The sequence below is a fragment of the Micromonospora sp. NPDC049529 genome (assembly GCF_055586685.1).
The window spans coordinates 143440-161589 of sequence record NZ_JBVJHT010000002.1; the positions used below are offsets into that span (position 1 = coordinate 143440).

Annotated in this window: 20 protein-coding genes and 1 tRNA gene; 10 read left to right on the top strand and 11 right to left on the bottom strand. The window is 71.9% G+C overall.

Going from position 1 to position 18150, the window contains the following annotated elements; genetic code table 11:
• Positions 1-38 precede the first annotated feature (38 nt).
• Positions 39-1019, top strand: a complete 981-nt coding sequence (locus ACZ6QQ_RS03385; protein WP_465873968.1) for a sugar ABC transporter substrate-binding protein — start codon at positions 39-41, stop codon at positions 1017-1019.
• Between the two features lie 106 nt (positions 1020-1125).
• Here ACZ6QQ_RS03385 and ACZ6QQ_RS03390 read toward each other — a convergent pair whose 3' ends face one another.
• The 6 genes from ACZ6QQ_RS03390 to ACZ6QQ_RS03415 form a co-directional block, all read right to left on the bottom strand.
• Complete coding sequence (locus ACZ6QQ_RS03390; protein ID WP_465873970.1) at positions 1126-1476, bottom strand: DoxX family protein; 351 nt, start codon at positions 1474-1476, stop codon at positions 1126-1128.
• 177 nt (positions 1477-1653) lie between these two features.
• Positions 1654-3159 carry a glycoside hydrolase family 130 protein gene (locus ACZ6QQ_RS03395; RefSeq protein ID WP_465873971.1) on the bottom strand — a complete coding sequence of 502 codons (1506 nt, stop codon included), beginning with the start codon at positions 3157-3159 and terminating at the stop codon, positions 1654-1656.
• Positions 3156-4172 (bottom strand): glycosyltransferase, encoded by a 1017-nt coding sequence (locus tag ACZ6QQ_RS03400; RefSeq protein WP_465874509.1) that lies wholly within the window; start codon positions 4170-4172, stop codon positions 3156-3158. Before ACZ6QQ_RS03400 ends, ACZ6QQ_RS03395 begins: the two co-directional genes overlap by 4 nt.
• An 89-nt stretch (positions 4173-4261) precedes the next feature.
• Positions 4262-5407, bottom strand: a complete 1146-nt coding sequence (locus tag ACZ6QQ_RS03405) for a glycosyltransferase (RefSeq protein ID WP_465873973.1) — start codon at positions 5405-5407, stop codon at positions 4262-4264.
• Between the two features lie 216 nt (positions 5408-5623).
• Positions 5624-6625, bottom strand: coding sequence for a glycosyltransferase family 4 protein (locus tag ACZ6QQ_RS03410; protein ID WP_465873975.1), 1002 nt, complete (start codon positions 6623-6625; stop codon positions 5624-5626).
• A complete protein-coding gene (locus ACZ6QQ_RS03415; protein ID WP_465873977.1) occupies positions 6622-6795 on the bottom strand; it encodes a hypothetical protein in 174 nt (57 codons plus the stop codon). The genes ACZ6QQ_RS03410 and ACZ6QQ_RS03415 overlap by 4 nt, the downstream gene beginning before the upstream one ends.
• A 503-nt stretch (positions 6796-7298) precedes the next feature.
• Between ACZ6QQ_RS03415 and ACZ6QQ_RS03420 the strand changes: the two genes are divergently transcribed.
• From ACZ6QQ_RS03420 to ACZ6QQ_RS03430, 3 genes are all read left to right on the top strand, one after another.
• Positions 7299-7658, top strand: a complete 360-nt coding sequence (locus tag ACZ6QQ_RS03420) for a LapA family protein (protein WP_465873978.1) — start codon at positions 7299-7301, stop codon at positions 7656-7658.
• Positions 7655-8191, top strand: a complete 537-nt coding sequence (locus tag ACZ6QQ_RS03425; RefSeq protein WP_465873980.1) for a DUF5994 family protein — start codon at positions 7655-7657, stop codon at positions 8189-8191. The genes ACZ6QQ_RS03420 and ACZ6QQ_RS03425 overlap by 4 nt, the downstream gene beginning before the upstream one ends.
• Positions 8192-8277: 86 nt before the next feature.
• Positions 8278-9108, top strand: a complete 831-nt coding sequence (locus ACZ6QQ_RS03430) for a transglutaminase-like domain-containing protein (protein WP_465873982.1) — start codon at positions 8278-8280, stop codon at positions 9106-9108.
• Positions 9109-9147: 39 nt separating this feature from the next.
• Here ACZ6QQ_RS03430 and ACZ6QQ_RS03435 read toward each other — a convergent pair whose 3' ends face one another.
• Positions 9148-9945, bottom strand: a complete 798-nt coding sequence (locus ACZ6QQ_RS03435; protein ID WP_465873984.1) for an SAM-dependent methyltransferase — start codon at positions 9943-9945, stop codon at positions 9148-9150.
• Positions 9946-9993: 48 nt separating this feature from the next.
• A complete protein-coding gene (locus ACZ6QQ_RS03440) occupies positions 9994-10668 on the bottom strand; it encodes a DedA family protein (RefSeq protein WP_465874511.1) in 675 nt (224 codons plus the stop codon).
• Between the two features lie 175 nt (positions 10669-10843).
• Between ACZ6QQ_RS03440 and ACZ6QQ_RS03445 the strand changes: the two genes are divergently transcribed.
• Positions 10844-12052 carry a sensor histidine kinase gene (locus tag ACZ6QQ_RS03445; RefSeq protein ID WP_465873986.1) on the top strand — a complete coding sequence of 403 codons (1209 nt, stop codon included), beginning with the start codon at positions 10844-10846 and terminating at the stop codon, positions 12050-12052.
• Positions 12049-12693 (top strand): response regulator, encoded by a 645-nt coding sequence (locus tag ACZ6QQ_RS03450; RefSeq protein WP_465873988.1) that lies wholly within the window; start codon positions 12049-12051, stop codon positions 12691-12693. The genes ACZ6QQ_RS03445 and ACZ6QQ_RS03450 overlap by 4 nt, the downstream gene beginning before the upstream one ends.
• Before the next feature lie 123 nt (positions 12694-12816).
• Here ACZ6QQ_RS03450 and ACZ6QQ_RS03455 read toward each other — a convergent pair whose 3' ends face one another.
• Positions 12817-13377 (bottom strand): hypothetical protein, encoded by a 561-nt coding sequence (locus tag ACZ6QQ_RS03455; RefSeq protein ID WP_465873990.1) that lies wholly within the window; start codon positions 13375-13377, stop codon positions 12817-12819.
• 579 nt (positions 13378-13956) lie between these two features.
• Here ACZ6QQ_RS03455 and ACZ6QQ_RS03460 point away from each other — a divergent pair.
• A complete protein-coding gene (locus ACZ6QQ_RS03460; RefSeq protein WP_465873992.1) occupies positions 13957-14694 on the top strand; it encodes a GAF and ANTAR domain-containing protein in 738 nt (245 codons plus the stop codon).
• 37 nt (positions 14695-14731) lie between these two features.
• Positions 14732-15469: an ANTAR domain-containing protein gene (locus tag ACZ6QQ_RS03465; protein ID WP_465873993.1), complete on the top strand. Its 738-nt coding sequence runs from the start codon at positions 14732-14734 to the stop codon at positions 15467-15469.
• A 25-nt stretch (positions 15470-15494) separates the two neighbouring features.
• Here ACZ6QQ_RS03465 and ACZ6QQ_RS03470 read toward each other — a convergent pair whose 3' ends face one another.
• On the bottom strand, positions 15495-15815 hold the full coding sequence (locus ACZ6QQ_RS03470) for an arsenate reductase/protein-tyrosine-phosphatase family protein (protein WP_465873995.1): 321 nt from the start codon (positions 15813-15815) through the stop codon (positions 15495-15497).
• Positions 15816-16024: 209 nt separating this feature from the next.
• Positions 16025-16098, bottom strand: a tRNA-Leu gene (locus ACZ6QQ_RS03475).
• A gap of 108 nt (positions 16099-16206) precedes the next feature.
• Here ACZ6QQ_RS03475 and ACZ6QQ_RS03480 point away from each other — a divergent pair.
• Both ACZ6QQ_RS03480 and ACZ6QQ_RS03485 read left to right on the top strand, forming a co-directional pair.
• Positions 16207-16833, top strand: a complete 627-nt coding sequence (locus ACZ6QQ_RS03480; protein WP_465873997.1) for an ANTAR domain-containing response regulator — start codon at positions 16207-16209, stop codon at positions 16831-16833.
• A gap of 62 nt (positions 16834-16895) precedes the next feature.
• Positions 16896-18092, top strand: a complete 1197-nt coding sequence (locus ACZ6QQ_RS03485) for a hypothetical protein (RefSeq protein ID WP_465873999.1) — start codon at positions 16896-16898, stop codon at positions 18090-18092.
• Positions 18093-18150: the final 58 nt, after the last annotated feature.

Below are 18150 nucleotides of genomic sequence, written 5' to 3' on the forward strand. Positions count from 1 at the left end.
ACCACCACCCCACCCACCACACCACGGGAGATGTTGGCATGAACGCGAACAAGCTGCGCCGACTGCTGGTCACCGGCACCCTCGCCGCCGCCCTCGGCCTGACCGGGTGCTCCGACTCCGGCGGTTCGGGCGGGGACGGCGGGGACGGCTCGTACACGATCGGCGTCGCGAACTTCATGTTGAGCGGCCCCTACTTCAGCGGCATGGACAAGGCCATCGCCGCCCAGGCCGAGAAGAAGGGGAACGTCGAGATCATCAGCACCGACGCGAACGGGGACGCCGCCAAGCTCGCCGCCAACGTCGAGGACCTGCTCAGCAAGAACGTCGACGCGGTGATCATCTCGGGTGGACCGCTGGAGTCGGCCCCGGCCGCGCTGAACGCGATCAACGCGGCGGGCAAGCCGGTGGTGCTGGTCGACCGGAAGTTCCAGACCGGCGAGTACACCAGCTGGATCGGCCCGGACAACAAGGCGATCGGCGTACAGAACGGGGAGTTCCTGGCCGAGAAGCTGCCTGATGGCGGCAAGGTCGCCATCATCAAGGGTGGCCCGGCCGACAACAGCATCGGGCTGGCCCGGACCGACGGGGTGAAGTCGGTGCTCGGCGCCAAGCCGGGGATCACCCTGGTCGAGGCGCCGGACTTCGGCAACTGGGGCTCGGACGGCGGGCTGACCGTGATGGAGAGCCTGCTGGCCACCAACGGTGACCTGGCGGCCGTGTTCTGCGAGAACGACGCGATGTGCCTGGGCGCGCAGCGGGCGATCGCCGACGCGGGCAAGGACAAGCAGATCATCATCGCCGGTGTCGATGGTCAGGCCGAGGCGCTCAAGGCCATTCTCGACGGCACGAACTACCTGGTCACCGGCTTGAACGACGCCGACATCATCGGCAGCCTGGGGCTGGACCGGGCGGTCGAGATCCTGGGCGGCACCAAGACGGAGAAGGACACCGTGGTCCCCTCGCCTCGGGTGACCAAGGAGAACGCGGCCCAGTACCTCGACCCGAAGGGCGACTTCTGAGCGTACGAACACGTACCCGACCGGTTGGCCGGTCCCGCGTCTGCGGGGCCGGCCAACCGCGTGTCGGTCACCGGCGGCGAACCGGATCGGCCGCCGGAGGGGCCCGCTACAGCGACAGGATCCGGGTGACCAGGGTGGCGATGGCGAGGACCAGGATCGTGCCCGGCGCGGCGGCGCCCTTGGTGTCGCCGGCGCGCAGGTGCGCGATGATCGCGCCGACGAAGTAGAGGACGACGCCGATGGCAGCGGCGACACCGAGCGGCGCGAGGAAGATCCCGACGATCAGCCCGACCGCGCCGATGATCTCGATGATCGCCAGCGGCGGGTACCAGTTGAGGGGGACCTCGGCGGCGGTGAGGCCCTGGACGATCTTCTCGTCCTTGGTCAGCTTGCCCCAGGCGGACATCAGGAGCATGGCGGAGAGCAGGATCGCGAGGACGACGTAGGCGATGGACATGGTGCTCCCTGGGTGGATGTGCCGTCGAGGCTGGGAGTGGACGGGTGCCGGAACTGCGTTCGTCACCCTAGATAGATCGTTGGTTGATGTCAACGATTAGCCGCCTCTGACTATCGATGTGGCAGCACATGTCGGTGCGTGTGTCGACGGCCACGGGGTCCGACCGTCGGCGTCCGGCTACCGGGCGGGAGGCGCCACCATCGCCCCGAGCAGGGCGGAAAGCGCGACGCTGGCGAATCCGACCCGGGCGTCACCGGCGCCGTACGGCAACCAGACCGTGTCACCGTGCAGCAGACCGCCGCACGAGTAGACGACGTTGGGCACGTAGCCGTCGCGTTCGCTGTCGTCGGGACGGAGCAGCGCCCCCGGCAACTCGGCGATCACCCGCTCGGGGTGCGCCAGGTCCAGCAGCATCGCCCCGATGGCGTACTGGCGCATCGGACCGACCCCGTGGGTGAGGACGAGCCAACCGGCGTCGGTCTCGATCGGCGAACCGCAGTTGCCGACCTGGATCAACTCCCAGCCCCGGCGCGGACCGTGCAACGGCACCGGGGTCTGCCAGCGGTTCTCCGCGTCGAGCCGGGACAGGCCGATGGTCTCGCCGTCGGACCGGCACAACGCGAGCCGCCGACCGCCGACCGTACGCGGAAAGAGCGCGATGCCCTTGTTCCAGGCCGCCGGCCCGCGCATCGGGGTCACCTCGAAGTGCCGCAGGTCCTCGCTGCGCAGCATCCGCGCGGCGATGCTCCGACCGTCGTACGCGGTGTAGGTCGCCTGGTACGCCGCCGTCCCGTCGTCGTCGACCCAGCGGACGAACCGGGCATCCTCCATCCCGTTGCACTCGGCCGGGGTCGCCGGCCAGAGCACCCGCCGGTGCAACGGCACGTCGACCGGGAAGGTCATGGCGTAACTGGCGGTGATCGTGCGCCGGAGCTGTTCGAGGGTGCGGTGCGCGGTGGCCCGGGTGAGCAGGTCGGTGGGGAGCTCACTGAGGGCCCGTTCGAAGGCGTCGTCGTCGAAGCGTTCGGGCAGGCAGCCCAGCACGGTGGCGGAGACCTCGTCGTCCCAGCCCTCCTCGGCCAGCCCGGCGGCCAACAGGTCGCGCCGGTGCAGTGCGCTGGTACGCCGCCCGGTGACCAGCGGCCCGCCCCGGTCCGCGACGCGCAGCCCGGAGTCCGGCCCGAGTACGGCGCTGGCGAACCCGATCGAGGACAGGTGCCCCTCCCCGATCTGCCGCAGGCTGATCGCGACGCGCAGCTCACCGGGGCGAAGGCCGCTCTGGTCCGGGTGCGTGACCAGGGAGGGGTTGCACAGGGCGGCGGCTTCCACCGCGTACTCGTGGGAGAAGTAGGCGCCGACCAGCAGGCGGGCCTCGGGCGACAGCTCGCTGGTCCGGGGCACCCGGTGGTGGACCAGGTCGTAGTGGTGCCGGAAGGTGGACACGAGGTCGTGGTGCCGGTCGGCGAAGCGGAGCAGGGTCTGCCGCAGCAGGATGCCGGTCTCCTCGGCGCCGAGGGCGGCGATCCGGTCGATCAGGGCGTGGGCGCGGGTCCGGGCGAGGATGGCGTCCTCGCCCGGCACGAAGAGTTTCACGATGACCCGCGCGGGGTCGGGGTCCAGCGTGCCGCCGACCCGGGTGGCCAGGTCCCGCCCGGCCCGGGTCGGGGAGGTTGCCTCGGTCATACCCGTGCTCGGCCGTGTTGCAGGGTGGAGACGAGGGCGAGGGTGGACTCGGCGCCCTGGTTCAGGTTGGGGCCGTGCGGGGTGAGGCCGTCGTACCCGCCGCCGGTCGCCGGATCCCACATCGCGGTGCCGACGTCGTTCTCACCGAGGAACCAGGCGACCGCCTGCCGGACGCCGACCTCCCAGCCGGGATCGCCGGTGGCCGAGGCGGCGGTGGCGCAGGCGTCCGCGAGCGCGGCGACCTCGATCGGCTGCTGGTCGTGGCGCAGCCGGGGGCCGTGCCGCCGCCAGCCGTCGACCGGGATGACCGACAGCCGGCCGTGCCGCAGTTGCACCTCGCGCAACCAGGTCAGCATCCGCAGCCCGGCGGCGAGCCGGTCGGCGTCGCCCCGAAGCTGGCCGGCGGCGATGACCACCTCGGCCAGGGCGGCGTTGGCGTAGGTCAGCCGGGCCCGCGGCCATGGCCAGTCCGGGCTGTTCTGCGGGGTGCCGACGGCGGTGGCGGCATCGTCGAGCAGGCTGCCCGCCGCCCTGTGGTCCGGGTGACCGCGCAGCACCTCGGCGGCGCCGAGCCCGGCGAAGGCCATGGCGTGCGGGTCGGGCGAGCGCTGGGCGGTGCCGATGGTGAAGGCGACCAGCGCCTCCTCGCGGATCCACGGTGCCGGACTGCGGGTCGCCGCGGTGCCCAGACCCCACAGCGCCCGCCCCCACCAGTCGCCGACGCCGGCGCCGTCGGTCCAGCGCCGGTCGTGCCCCATCCGGTTGTGGAACGCGCCGTCACTGTCCTGCGCGTGGGTCAGGAACGCCAGGTAGCACTCCGCGAGCTGGAGCACGTCGGCGGACGGATCGGGTTCGCGGCTGGTGACCACGAGGCCGCGCGCGACGTCGTCGGTGCAGTAGCCGTGCTCGCGACGGGGGATCGCGTGCCGGGCGTGCTCGAACAGTCCGGTGTCGTCGGTCAACCGGGCCAGGTGGGCGAAGCTCGGCACCGGCACGCTGCCGGTCCGGGCCAGAGCGGTGACGTTGTGGTGACCGGGGTGGCCGGCACCGCCGGGTCCGCCGCCGGTGACGCGGGCGCCACCGCCGATGACGCGTACGCCGGTCACGCCGGCACCGGCGGTGCGGCCAGGACCGCCGGGTTGGCGGCCCGCAGCCCGGCGGCGAGCGCGGCGTAGCGGGCCGCCACGGCCGGCCACAGCAGGGTCGGTGTCAGGGGACCGGTCCGGCCGGCGAGGCTGCCGGACAGGCCCGGTTCGGTCAGGATCCGCCGTACGGCGGCCGCCATGGCGGCCGGATCCTGGTGGGGTACGAGCAGCCCCGGACCGTCGGTGAGCAGCTCGACCGCGTGCGGGAAGGGCGTGGCGACCACGGGCACCCCGGCGGCCACCGCCTCGATCAGCACCCCGGAGGTGACCTGTTCCCGCGAGTCGTACGGCAGCACCACCACGTCGGCGGAGCGGATCAACCGGCTCAGCGCCGCCTCGTCGCGGTAGATCGGCTGGTAGCGGACGGCGTCGGCGATGCCCAGCAGCGCGCCCAGCCGTTGCAGGCTGGTCCGGTACGCCTCCCCGTGCTGTTCGAGCACCCTGGGGTGGGTCTTGCCGGCCACCGTGTAGAGCGGGGACGGCGTGAGGTCACGCAACCGGGCCACGGCGCGCAACGCCCACTCGATGCCCTTGCCCGGCCCGATCAGCCCCCAGGTGAGCAGGTGCGGACGCGCGCCGGACGTGGTCGGTACGCCGGTGTGGTCGCCGGCACCGTGCGGGATCACCGTGATCTTCGCGGGGTGGACGGTGTAACCGATGAGCAGTCGGTCCCGGGCGGTCTCGGTCATGGTGACCACCGCGCCGGCCGCGGCCACGACCTCTTCCAGCGTCGAGCGCTGCCCGGCGGTGGGCTGGGCCAGCACGGTGTGCAGGACCACGATCGCGGGCCGGTCGAGTGCGCGCAGCAGCGGCAGCACCTGTGCGCCGTCGGTACCGGGGTAGATGCCGTACTCGTGTTGCACGATCGCGACGTCGAACGCGTTGAGCGCCTCGGCCGCGTCCCGCCACCCGGTGGGGTGCCGCGGGGACCAGGTGTGCACCACGCCGGGACCGGCGCGTTCGTCTTCGCCGGCGGCGATCACCCGGACGATTCCGCCGGGTTGGCCACCGGCGGTGAGCTGGGCGGACAGGGCCGAGTTGAAGGTGGCCAGTCCGCACTGGGTCGGTGGGTGGGTACTGAGGAAACCGTAGCTGGCGGCCATGTGTGGCGCCTTCCGGTCATCGGCCGCGCCGCGTGCACGGCGTCGGCCTCACGCGATAACGGCGCTCACCCGGCCAGCGTGTGTGGCGGGTGGAACGGGTGCACGACGACCGCCGCCTGCCTGGGGGCGCGTCTGCCGGGCACCTGGCCGGACTCTGTGGCGAGTTCCCGGCGGGTGGAGCCTATCAGCACTCTGCGTTACTGAATCAGGACGCGATCACTCGATCAGGGTGCGGTAGACGTCGAGGTAGTCCTGCACCATCCGGTCCGCTCCGAACCGGAGCCGGGCCCGGTCGCGGCAGCCGGCCCGGTCGATCGCGCCGATCCGCTCGACGGCCGCGACGGCCTGGTCCACGGTCTGCACCAGGTACCCGGTCACCCCCTCGTCGACGACCTCCGGCATCGACCCGCGCCGGTACGCGACCACCGGCGTGCCGCACGCCATCGCCTCCACCACCGACAGTCCGAAGGGCTCGGCGAAGGTGATCGGGTGCAGCAGGGCGGCGGCGCCGCCGAGGATCTCGCCGCGCCGGTCGGGGCCGACCGCGCCGAGGAAGCGGACCCGGTCGCCGTCGACGTGCGGGGCGACCCGCTCGGCGTGGTACCGCTCGTCCTGGACGATGCCGCAGATGGTCAGGGGCCGGCCGGCCAGCCGGGCTATCTCGATCGCGGTGTGGATGCCCTTGTCCGGATGGATCCGGCCGAAGGCGACCAGTCCGGGGCCGCCGTCGCCGACGAACGGAAACCCGTCCAGGTCGATCCCGTGCGGCACGGTGGCGACGTAGTCGAGAGCGGGGAACCGGTCGGCGTCGGAGATCGAGACGTACGCCGACCTCGCCCGCGCGTACGCGGGCACGATGCCGGCGCCGGAGAAGCCGTGGACGGTGGTGAGCAGCGGGGCGCGGCAGTGCTCGGCGAAGGCCAGCGGCAGCCAGTCCAGGTGGTTGTGGACCAGGTCGAACTCACCCGATCGGGCCAGCGCGTGGGCGACGTGCATCGCCTCCCAGACCCGCCCGTCGAGGTCCGGGTCGTCGGCGTACCCGCGCGGGCAGACACCGTCGAGGGTGGCCGAGGTGACCGAGTCGAGCGTGGCGAAGAGCGTCACGTCGACGCCACGGGCGACCAGTCCCTCGGCGAGCAGGCCGGTCACCCGTTCCCACGGCCCGTAGTGGTGTGGTGGCGTACGCCATGCCACCGGCCCCAGCAGGGCCACCCTCACCTGGTCGGCTGGTCGGCGAACTCGGCCGGGTCGAGGTTGAGCGTCGAGAGCAGACCGGAGTTGCGTACGGTGTCGATCCGGTCGGGCATCTCCTTGGCGACCCAGTCGGCCCGGTGGTGCTGGCCGCGCCGGCGCAACGCCTCAAGGATCTTGTCCTTGTCGATTTCCATGTCCTGCTCTCTTCACACGCCTAGTCGGTCGGGAAATGCCGATCGTGCCCCGGCCCGTGGGCCGGATGGTCGATCGCCGCCGGGCGGAACGGACTCCGGGGCGTCGTCGCCACGCCCCGCCCGTTTCGGGCCGTCGAGCGGCGACCACCGTTGATCGAAAGAGAGCTTGCCGCGCCGGTGGCCGGCTGGATCGCCCGCCCCGCTCGCGCCGGTCCTCGAAGCCGGTGGTCGGGTCGGGACCGTCAGCTGACCGGCCCGATGGCCGGATTCCCACGGCGGCGCTGCCCACTCTACCCCGAGGGGACCCGCCCGCTCGGAGTAGACCGCGTCCCCGGTGCGCGTGAGCGCGGTGCAACCGGCCCCGTCTGCGGCGGGGGAGTAAGTCCGACATTCGGCCGCACCCGGAGCACAACGGGCGGGAGTAGGCTTCGGGAGTTGCCCTGGACCTCGGCGCCTCGGGTTTCGCGGACTCCGCACACCGCCGCCGAAACGAAGGTCCCGCCATGACGCGAATTGTCAGTCCGGCGCGGTCGGCCGACAGCCGACCTGCTCCTCCCGTCGACGTCCGCCCCCGGCCGGTACGCCGTACCGGCACGCTGGCGCCCTGGATCGCCTGCGCGGTCGCCGCCGCGGTCCTGCTCCTGCTGATCTTCGTGCTACAGAACGGTCAGCCGTCGGAGGTGCGTTTCCTGGGCCTGCACGGCCGGTTGCCGATGGGCGTGGCGATGCTGCTGGCGGCCGTGGCCGGGGTGCTGCTGGTCTCCGTACCGGCCGTCGTCCGCCTCGTCCGGGCGCGTCGGTCGGTCGCACGGGTCGCCCCGGAGACCACCATCCCCGCCGAGCCGACCGGGCCGACCGCATGACCACCGTCGCGGACCGCAGGATCTGGACCTGCACCACCGAACCGGCACCGGCCCGGATCCGGCTCACCACGCCCCGGTCCGGTCGGGCAATGCTCGACGGGAGCTGGTGGCCCGGCTCCCGCGACCCGGTACGGGAACTCACCGGCCTGATCCTCGCGCTGACCGCCGAGCGGATCGGCCCGATCGAACGCGTCATGCTGGCCCCGGTCTCCTGGGACGGGCGACCCCGGCGGATCGGGATCGGTGACCGGGTGCTGCGGGTCGGCTGGTTCGCCACCCTCGACGCCGGTCTGATCATCCTCACCGGGCCGGGCGACCTCCGGATCGACCTGGCGGTGGTGCCGCCGCAGACCGCGTTCGCCGTCGCCACGGCAGCGATGCAGGCGGCCTCCGTCCCCGGCACCCGGCCACCGGGACCGCGAGGGGCCGGTACGCCGTCGCCGTCCCGAGCGGACGACAGCGGGAACGGCCATAATCGATCCCGACGGCACACCACCGCACCGGAGCCGGATCTGAGCCCGACCACGCCGTAGCGGCCGGACCGGACGGTGCGGGGGTCACGACCCCGGTACGACGTACCGGGGTGTGCGGCAGGCGACGAGGACGGGACGTACCGACGGTGGACGACGCGCAGACCAGTCCCGGCACCACCCAGGTCGGTTGCACCCTGACGCTCGACGTCACCGCACCGGCCGGGGTGGTGCTCCAGATCGCGCCCGCCCGCCCGTCCGCCGGTGACCTCGACGAGCACCTCGACATCGTCGGCGACACCGGGCCGGTGCACGCCACCGAACTCGCCGGACCGGTCGGCGGCCGCTCGCACCTGTTCCGGGCCGGGCCGGGAAAACTGACCGTCGAGTACCGGGCGACGATCAGCACCGGCGGCGGCCCCATCGGGCGGGTCGGCGACGCCGAGCGGGTGGAGGCGCTGCGGCCGAGTCGCTACTGCCCCTCCGACCGGCTCGCCGGCTTCGCCCAGAGCCACTTCGGCGACCTGCCCGGTGCCGGCCAGCGGGTACGGGCGATCACCGACTACGTCTGGCGGCACATCGCGTACGTCTCCGGGGCCAGCGGTCCGACCACCGACGCGCTCGACACACTGCTCGGTGGGCAGGGGGTCTGCCGGGACTTCGCGCACCTGGTCGCCGCGCTGTGCCGGGCGGTCGACGTACCGGCGCGGATCGCCGCCGTCTACGCCCCCGGTCTGTCCCCGATGGACTTCCACGCCGTGGTGGAGACCGACATCGACGGCCGCTGGCAGGTCTGGGACGCCACCCGGCTGGCCCCGCGCCAGAGCCTGGTACGCATCAGCACCGGCCGGGACGCGGCCGACATCGCCTTCTGCACGGTGATCGACGGTCGGCTCGACCTGGAGACCCTGGAGATCAGGGCGGTCTCCGGTGGCGACCTGTCGCTCGACGACCACGAACGGCTGGTCACCCTGGCCTGACCCGGCCGCCGACCGGGAACCGGGTGCACCCGGCGCGGGTCAGCGCACCCGGCCGACGCCCGCGGCGACCTTGAGTCTGGTCGACGGGGCGTCCCCGTCGGGCGCCCACTGTCGCAGGTCGACCACGCCGGGCGGCAGCAGGTCGAAGCCGTCGAGGAAGCGCTCGATCTCGTCGCGGCGACGGAACGTCATCGGTGCGGGGGAGTTCGCCGAGATCTCCTCCAGCTTCGCCCGGGCGGCCGGGTCGCTGCCGTCGAGGCAGAACTGCGAGATGCAGACGTGGCTGCCCGGTGCCAACCGCTCGCGGAACCGGGCGACCAGCGCGGCCGGGTTCTCGGCGTCGGTGACCAGGTGGAACAGGCCGATGAAGAGGACCAGCACCGGCTGGTCGAAGTCCACCAGGCGCTCGTCGTGCAACCGGTCGAGGAGCTGCTCCGGCTCGCGGACGTCCGCCCGGATCGAGACGACGCCGTCGTCGGTGGCGAGCAGGGCGTTGTTGTGCACGAAGACGATCGGATCGTTGTCGACGTAGACCACCCGGGCGTCCGGGATGACGCCCCGGGCCGCCTCGTGCACGTTCGGCGAGGTGGGGATGCCCGCCCCCACGTCCAGGAACTGCCGGATCCCGCGCTCGGCACACATCCGCGTCACCCGGAGCAGGAACCGGCGCTGGGCCCGGCCGAGCGCGGGCAGGTCCGGCGCCAGCGCGATCACCTGCTCGGCCGCCTCCCGGTCGACCGCGAAGTTGTCCTTGCCGCCGAGCACGTAGTCGTACGCCCGCGCGTGGCTCATCCGGGTGGTGTCGATAACGAACGGTGCGTGGCGCTGCTGGGTCATGCCGACTCTCCCCGTGACGATGGTCGCCCCGCTGGCGCGGCACCGATCCTAGTCGCGGGCCCCGGCGGTCGTGGCCCCGTTCTCCTCCATCGTGGACGGCTCTGCTCCGGCCGGCACCTGCACCGGTGGCGCCGACCGGTGACGCAGGTAGCGGACCAGTTCGACGGTGACCGTGACGGTCAGCGCGATGCCGAGCCCGAGCAGCAGGCCGCGCAGCGGGTCCTGTTCGAACGCCATTCCGCCGACGTAGCCGACCACGGCGGAGTAGACCGCCCAGGACCCGGCGGCGAGCGCGTCGAACAGGGCGAAGGCGCGGCGCGGGTAGCCGACCGCGCCCATGGTGAGCGTGATCGCGGTCCGGCCGCCGGGAACGTACCGGGCCACCACCAGGGCCAGGCCGCCCCGGCTCAGCAGCGCGGCACGGGCCCAGGCGAACGCGGCGTACCGGCGGGTGCCGGCCGGCAGCCGCGCGTCCAGCCGGGCGCCGGAGGCCCGTCCGATCAGGTACGAGACATGGTCGCCGACGAACGCCCCGGTGGCGGCGACGGCGATCACCGGCAGCAGGTCCGGCTCGCCGGTCGCGGCGAACACCCCGGCGGTGATGACGGTGGTCTCGCTCGGCACGACCGGGAAGAAACCGTCGACCACCGCCACGGCGAAGATCGCCACGTACACCCAGGGCGAGGTCATGGTCTGGTGGAGCAGGTCGACGACGGCGTCCATCATCGGTGGCCGGCCGGACGGGTGTTGCCGGATACGTTGGTCATGGCACGACCCTCGCCGCACCACGACGTCCACCGCATCCGACGGTGGTCAGTCGACGACCCCTACCTAAGTAGGGGGTCACCGGCGACGTTCGCGTCGGGGAGGGTGGACGGCGGCGGCCTACGCTGGGCCGATGACGCACCACCGCCGCGCGCTCGCCCAACTGCGCGACCGGTACGCGGCCCTGCGGGCGCCCGGCGGCCACCACCGGCTGGTCCCGTACGCGTTGGCGCTGGTGGTCTTCGCCGGCTCGTGGATGTCGGCCAGCGGCGACATCGGCGTCCGCTCGTCCTGGCCCGGCCCCGCCATCGCCGGCCTGGCCGGCGCCTCGGCCCTGGCCGCCGGGTTCGCCCGGGTACGACGGGGACCGGTCTTCGCCATGGCCGCGGTCGCCTGGATCGCGCTGGCCATGTGGCCGGCGCTCGTGGCCGCCTCCTACTACGCCGGGACGAGCCTGTCGCGTGACCGGATCAAGCTCTACCTGTTCGGGGCGGCGGTGGTCATGGGCCTGTCGATTCCGGTCGGCATAGCGGCCGGCGGCCAGCGTTACCTCACCACGGTCGCGACCGGGAACTTCCTGATCATGTGCGCGCTGCTGGTCGTACTGCCACTGCTCGGCGGGCTCTGGGTCAACGCCCGCCGGGAGGTGCTCGGCGCCCTGCGCAACCGGGCCGACCAGCTCGAACGCGAGCAGTACGCCCGGATCGAGCGGGTCCGGGCACAGGAGCGCAACCGGATCGCGCGGGAGATGCACGACGTCGTCGCCCACCGGGTCTCGCTGATGGTCCTGCACGCCGGAGCCCTGGAGGTCAACGCCCCGGACCCGCGCACCGCCGAGGCGGCGGCCCTGATCCGGACCACCGGTCGGGAGGCGCTGACCAACCTGCGGGACGTGCTCGGCGTACTGCGGTCGGCGCGGGCGGTCGAGGCGGTGCTCGCACCACCGCCGGCACTCGACGACCTCGACCGTCTGCTCGACGCCTCCCGCGACGTCGGGGTCCCGGTCACCCGGCACGACGAGGGCACACCCCGGCCGTTGCCGGTCGCCGTGCAACGCGCGGTCTACCGGGTGGCCCAGGAGGCCCTGACCAACGTGCACAAGTACGCCCCGGACGGCGCGACCGACGTACACCTGCGGTACCTGCCGGACGGGTTCGAGGTCGCCGTCCGCAACGCGCCGCCGAGCACGGTCGCCGTACCGCTGCCCGGTGCCGGGCTCGGCCTGGTCGGGCTCCGGGAACGGGTCGAACTGCTGGACGGGCGGTTGGAGGCCGGCGCCGAGCCGGACGGCGGGTTCACCGTCCGGGCCCGGATCCCGTACCCGGACCGGGAGGCGGCGTGATCCGGGTCCTGGTCGTCGACGACGAGCACCTGGTCCGGTCGGGGCTGCGGCTGATCCTGGAGGCGGCCGGTGACATCAGTGTGGTGGGCGAGGCCCGTGACGGTGCCGAGGCGGTCGAGGCCGTGGCCCGGCTCGGCCCCGAGGTGGTCCTGATGGACGTACGGATGCCCGGCGTGGACGGGCTCACCGCCGCCGCCCGGATCGGTGCCGCCCCGCACCCACCGAAGGTAATCATGTTGACCACCTTCGACCTCGACGAGTACGTCCACCGGGCACTGCGGGCCGGCGCGGTCGGCTTCCTGCTCAAGGACACCCCACCGACGGAACTGGCCGCCGCCGTCCGTACGGTCCACGCCGGTCACGCCATGCTCGCCCCGACGGTCACGATGCGGCTGCTCAGCTCGTTCGTGGAGCGGGCACCGGCCCGCGCCCAACAGGCCCGCGACCGGCTCGCCACCCTCACCGGCCGGGAACGGGACGTGATCGACGCGCTCGCTCGTGGACTGTCCAACGCCGGGATCGGCGGCGAACTGGGACTGAGCGAGGCCACCGTCAAGGCGCACGTCAGCCGGGCGTTGGCGAAGCTCGGTCTCGGCAACCGGGTCCAGGCGGCGATCCTGGTCCGCGACGCCAACGACTGACCGGACCAGCCGCGCGTCACCGCGTACGGTGCGGTTTGTTGGTGTGCCGTCTCGTTGACCGCCGGTCCTGTGGTCCGCCGGCCGCCGCGTCCGCCCGGCGGGCGTCGCCGGGCGAGCGGCCGATCACCTGCGGGTGGCTCTCGCCAGGCCCACCAGGTCCATCACGATCTGTCCGGATCTCCACCAGGAGGCGACCGGTACCGCGGAGACGAACGCCGCCGCGGGCATCGCCGCGATGCCGGACACGGCGAGCATGTCGACCGCGTACATTCCGGTGGCGGTCCCGAGCAGGATCAGCGCGCCGAGTCGTATCGCCATGCCGGTGGACAGTTGGCCTCGCCAGGTGACGCCGACCAGGCCGAGGAGACCGACCGGGACGAGGCTGGCCTTCCAGATCGTCTGGGTCAGGACGGGCATCGTCTCGGTGACCGATGTCATGCGGGTGGGAAAGGTGAGCATCGCGATTCCGCATGCCATGGCGGCGAGCATGAACGTCACCTCGAATGGACGCCAGCTCGTGGCGACCATCGAGATGACCCGGCGATCCCAGTCATAGTCCGATCGGGGCTGAGACGTTTTGGCGACACCGGATGATTCGGTGCGGGTGGCGTCCGGATCCGACGGTCGCCTTCCCGGCATCATCACCCGGTCGAAGGCATTATTGAAGGTCCGCTTGTCGTTCATGCCCACATCTCTCTGCTGGCATGGCCCGGTGCCGGTGAATGCGCTCGGTGGTTCGGAACGGGGTGGTCGCGCCCGATGGCGCAGAAGCGGGTGCGGTTGGTGCGGAGTCGGGTGACGGAGCCTTCTTGCTCCCGTACACGCCCCGGCGGGAGGCGGTACTGATACACGTGCGACCGAATCATCCATTCGACACCTGCGCCGAAATGTTCTGGTCGATCAAATTCTCGACGCGAACACGTACGGGCAGAGCACTGTGATGATCGCTAATGTGATTCTGAAGAAGTCATGGGCCCCACCTTCGGATGCGAATCTCCATTGCCGAGGTCTGGGGCAACGTCCACTAATGGACGCGACCACGGTATCCCGGCGCCGAGATTTCTGTCAAGACGCGTCGACGGATCGCGACTGGAAGGGGCCGTGCCCGGTGTACGGGAGGTATTGTCCTGCTGGAATGATCCCGATGTCGCTTCCCCCGGCGACATCTCAGAGTGTTCCCGGAAGGTGCGCAATGTCGACGTCTTCCCGGGCACGCTCGCGTTCGGCCCACCCAGCCGCGCGTGGCGCGGCGGAGGCAGAGCGGTGAGTGGATCCACCGACCGCTGGGTCCGGGCGCTCGGGCTGATCGCCGAACAACCCTGGTCGGACGACGGAACTCCCGGCATCACGCAGACGCTGTCCCGGATCTGCCGGGCCGCCGTGTACGCCCTCTCCGTGACCGGTGTGGGCATCAGCGTGCTGGCGCAGGACGGGACACCGAGCTACGCGGTCGCGTCCGACGAACGCACGTACCTGCTCGCGGAACTGCAGTTCACCCTCGGGGAGGGACCCGGTGCCGATGCCTTCGACACGCGCCGTCCGGTTCTGGTCACCGACCTGGCCGCCGCGGAGTCGGTCAGCCGGTGGCCCGGCTACGTCGCCGCGATGGCGGAGGGAGGCGTCCGTGCCGCATTCGCTCTTCCGCTCCAGATCGGTGCGGCTCGCCTCGGTGTCATGGTCCTCTTCCGGGAGCAGAGCGGTCCGATCAGCTCGGACACGCTGGACCAGGCGCTCACCTTCGCCGAGATCGTCATGATGACGGTGATCGACGGTCAGGAGAACGCCGCGCGAGGGGCCCTGGCACTCGGATTCGACGAGTCGCCGGGCTATCGGGCCGAGGTGGCGCAGGCACAGGGCATGATCATGGTGCAGCTCGGGGTCAGCATCGGCGAGGCGCTGATCCGTCTACGCGCCCACGCCTATGCCGAGGCACGTCCGCTGCACCAGGTCGCACGCGACGTCGTCGACCGCAAGCTGCGATTCGACGGGACCGGAACATGAACGACGGCACCTCACTATGGACAGGCATGGAGATGTCATGACCGCAGTCTCACCGCAACGACTCGCGACGGTGTTCGTCGAGGTCTCCGACACTCTCGTGGACGAGTTCGACCTCATCGAATTCCTCCACATGCTGACGATGCGGGCCGCCGAAATCGCCGCCGCCAGCGTCGTCGGTCTGGTCCTGGCCAACCAGCACGGGCAGCTCCAGTTCATGGCGGGCTCCCGGGAGGAGGCCCGACTTCTGGAGCTGTTTCAGCTACAGAACGACGAGGGCCCCTGCCTCGACGCGTTCCGGACCGGGGTCGCGGTCGTCAACACCGACCTGCACAGCGCCGTCGGGCGTTGGCCACAGTTCGCGCCGCACGCCGTCGCCGCCGGATTCCGTTACGTGTACGCCTTTCCGCTCCGCCTGCGTACCCAGGTGATCGGAGCGCTGAACGTGTTCGGCACGGACGACGGCAGGCTGCTCGGAGCCGACGACATCCCGATCGTGCAGGCGCTGGCCGATCTGGCGTCCATCGCCATCCTCCAGGAACGTTCCATCAGCCGGGGTGAGGAACTCACCATCCAACTCCAGAGCGCCCTCAACAGCCGGGTCGTCATCGAACAGGCGAAGGGTGCGATCGCGCAGAACAGTGGCGTCAGCGTGGACGAGGCGTTCAAACTGATCCGCGGTTACGCTCGATCGACCAACCAGCGGCTCGTCGACGTGGCCCATGCCATCGTCACCGATCTTGCCGGCATACCGGAATTCGCCCGCCCGACCAGGTGATACGCCGGTTCCGGGTCCGGTCGGCTCACTCGCCGATCGCGACGTGGAGTTCGTCGAGGTCCCGGCCGGCCGGATCGTCCAGGTAGCGCTTGCTGGGGAAGACGGGGCAGACGTCGCCACACCCCATCGTCACCAGTACGTCGGAGGACTCGGCGGTGGCGTGGTCGAGTCGCCGGGGGCTGTTGGCGGTGATGTCGATACCGACCCTCCGCTTCGCCGCCACGGCGACCGGGTTGATCCGTACGGCGGGTTCGCTGCCGGCGGAGCGGACCTCGACGGTGTCCCCGGCGAGGTGGCTCAGCCAGCCGGCGGCCATCTGGCTGCGGCCGGCGTTGTGCACACACACGAACCGGACCGCCCACACCGGGCCTGCGGTGACTTCGTTCGTGCGGCGATTGGTGTCGGTGATCGGACATCCGGACGTCGTCGGGCCGCACCCGACGCGACTCGGAGCCGGGTCGCGTCGGGTGGAAGATCACACATCGGCACGGACTCGACGGCGGTATTCGCTGAGAGTGATTGGGTAACCACGCTGCGCTCTTGTGGTACCCGACGTGCCCCCGGTGGGATTCGAACCCACACTGTCGGAGGTTTGAGCTCCGTTTCTCTACCGGTTGGAATACGGGGACGTTGCCACGGACCTGACGAGTAGGCCCGGTCTAGGGTACCCACTACGCTGATGTCGGCGACACCCGGCCGGGCGGGTGTCGGACAAGCAGCGCTGGGGGTAGAGGTTCGTGGCCGACACGCAGGCGGGTATCGAGCGTAGGCGGGTGCTGATCGCCGAGGATGAGGCGCTCATCCGGCTGGATCTCGCCGAGATGCTGGTCGAAGAGGGCTACGACGTGGTGGGGGAGGCGGGCGACGGGGAGACCGCGGTGCGCCTGGCCGAGGAGCTCAAACCCGACCTCGTCATCCTCGACATCAAGATGCCGATCATGGACGGGTTGGCCGCCGCAGAGCGGATCGCCGCCGGCCGGATCGCCCCGGTGGTCATCCTGACCGCGTTCAGCCAGCGTGACCTGGTCGAGCGGGCTCGGGCGGCCGGCGCGATGGCGTACCTGGTCAAGCCCTTCCAGAAGAGCGACCTGGTGCCGGCGATCGAGATCGCGCTGTCGCGCTACTCGGAGATCGCCGCGCTGGAGTCCGAGGTGGCCGGGCTGACCGACCGCCTCGAAATCCGCAAGACGGTGGAGCGGGCCAAGGGCGCGCTGATGACGACGTACGGCATGACCGAGCCGCAGGCGTTCAAGTGGATCCAGCGCACCGCGATGGACCACCGGATGACCATGCGCGAGGTCGCCGAGCGGATCCTCGCCGAGGGAACCGGCGGCGAGCCGGTCGAGCCGTCCGCGCCGGCGTGAGTCCTGCGCCCCGGCCGAAAGTATGTCCCGGTGACGCCGGGGGATCGTTCTAGGATCGGGCCATGTCCATCCATCGGCGGCTGGTCGCGGCTCTCGTCGGGGTGACCCTGCTGCTGTGCGGGTGCGACCGGCCGGCCGGGAACGGTCCCGACGGCACGGGCGACCTGCTCCGGCCGGACTGGCGACCGCTGGTCCTGCCGATGCCGGCGGGCCCGGCCGGGCGGCTGATGCTGCGTGACGCGGTGGCCTGCGCCGACCACTGGTACCTGGTCGGCGCGATCGGTGCGGCCGACGGGGCGACCCGGCCGGCGGTCTGGACCAGCACCGACGCGCGTACCTGGACCGTCGTGCGACTCGCCCCGAGCAGCTACTACGGCGAGCGGGCGATTCTCTACGCGGCCGGCTGCCTCGACGGCCGGGTCGCCGTCATCGGCGCCAGGGCGGGCGGTGCGCACGGCAACCCGCGGGTCCGAACCTGGCGTCAGGTGCCGGACGGCTCGCTGGTGGAGGTATCGGCCGAATTCGAACTCTACGGCGGACCGAGCGCGGTCAATGTCAGCCGGGTGGCCGGCGGCCCGAAGGGCTGGCTGATCGCCGGCGGCCGGGAGAGCGGCGCGGCGGTCTGGCGGTCCCCGGACGCGGCCGACTTCCAACTGGTCGAGGGGGCACCCGGACTGGCGAGCGACGCGCGCGTGCGGACGTCGGCGACGGACGCGCTCGCGGTCGCCGACGGCTGGCTGGTCGGTGGCAACGGTCGGGCGCAGGGCCGGCCGGACCACGATCCACTGGTCTGGACCTCCCCCGACGGCCTGGCCTGGAGCCGGATCGCCCTGCCGGCCACGGACGAGGACGAATCGGTGCAAAGGCTGGTCCGGGTCGGGGACTCGGTGCTGGCGCTCGGGCTGCGGGGCAGGACGTTCGGCGCGTGGCGGGTCGACGGCCCGGCCGGCGGTGACGCGGGTGGCTGGCGGGCCAGCGGGCGGTTCGGGGTAGCGGGCGCCGGTGCGGTCGCGGGCGTGGAGGCGGTCGCGACGTACGCCGGGCGTCTACTCGCCGTATCGGTCGCGGCCGACGGTCACCGATTGTGGAGTACGGACGGGGCCGCGCAGCGGTGGTCGCCGGTGGCGCTCCCGGTCGACCTGCCGCCCGGCGGGGACACTGCGGCGGCGGTGGCCGCGATGGCTGGCCAGGCAGTGATGGTTACCGATGACGGGCGGGAGGCCCGTGCCTGGTGGTCGGCGTTTCCGGTTACTCCTTGATCGCGACCGACAAACCTCGCGGCTATGACATCGGAGCGCAAAAGTTGCCACGCTACGT

Coding starts and splice junctions, on each gene's coding strand:
- ACZ6QQ_RS03385 (WP_465873968.1), top strand. CDS start 39: ATGAACGCGAACAAGCTGCGCCGACTGCTGGTCACCGGCACCCTCGCC.
- ACZ6QQ_RS03390 (WP_465873970.1), bottom strand. CDS start 1,476: ATGTCCATCGCCTACGTCGTCCTCGCGATCCTGCTCTCCGCCATGCTC.
- ACZ6QQ_RS03395 (WP_465873971.1), bottom strand. CDS start 3,159: ATGACCGAGGCAACCTCCCCGACCCGGGCCGGGCGGGACCTGGCCACC.
- ACZ6QQ_RS03405 (WP_465873973.1), bottom strand. CDS start 5,407: ATGGCCGCCAGCTACGGTTTCCTCAGTACCCACCCACCGACCCAGTGC.
- ACZ6QQ_RS03415 (WP_465873977.1), bottom strand. CDS start 6,795: ATGGAAATCGACAAGGACAAGATCCTTGAGGCGTTGCGCCGGCGCGGC.
- ACZ6QQ_RS03420 (WP_465873978.1), top strand. CDS start 7,299: ATGACGCGAATTGTCAGTCCGGCGCGGTCGGCCGACAGCCGACCTGCT.
- ACZ6QQ_RS03425 (WP_465873980.1), top strand. CDS start 7,655: ATGACCACCGTCGCGGACCGCAGGATCTGGACCTGCACCACCGAACCG.
- ACZ6QQ_RS03435 (WP_465873984.1), bottom strand. CDS start 9,945: ATGACCCAGCAGCGCCACGCACCGTTCGTTATCGACACCACCCGGATG.
- ACZ6QQ_RS03440 (WP_465874511.1), bottom strand. CDS start 10,668: ATGGACGCCGTCGTCGACCTGCTCCACCAGACCATGACCTCGCCCTGG.
- ACZ6QQ_RS03445 (WP_465873986.1), top strand. CDS start 10,844: ATGACGCACCACCGCCGCGCGCTCGCCCAACTGCGCGACCGGTACGCG.
- ACZ6QQ_RS03455 (WP_465873990.1), bottom strand. CDS start 13,377: ATGAACGACAAGCGGACCTTCAATAATGCCTTCGACCGGGTGATGATG.
- ACZ6QQ_RS03465 (WP_465873993.1), top strand. CDS start 14,732: ATGACCGCAGTCTCACCGCAACGACTCGCGACGGTGTTCGTCGAGGTC.
- ACZ6QQ_RS03485 (WP_465873999.1), top strand. CDS start 16,896: ATGTCCATCCATCGGCGGCTGGTCGCGGCTCTCGTCGGGGTGACCCTG.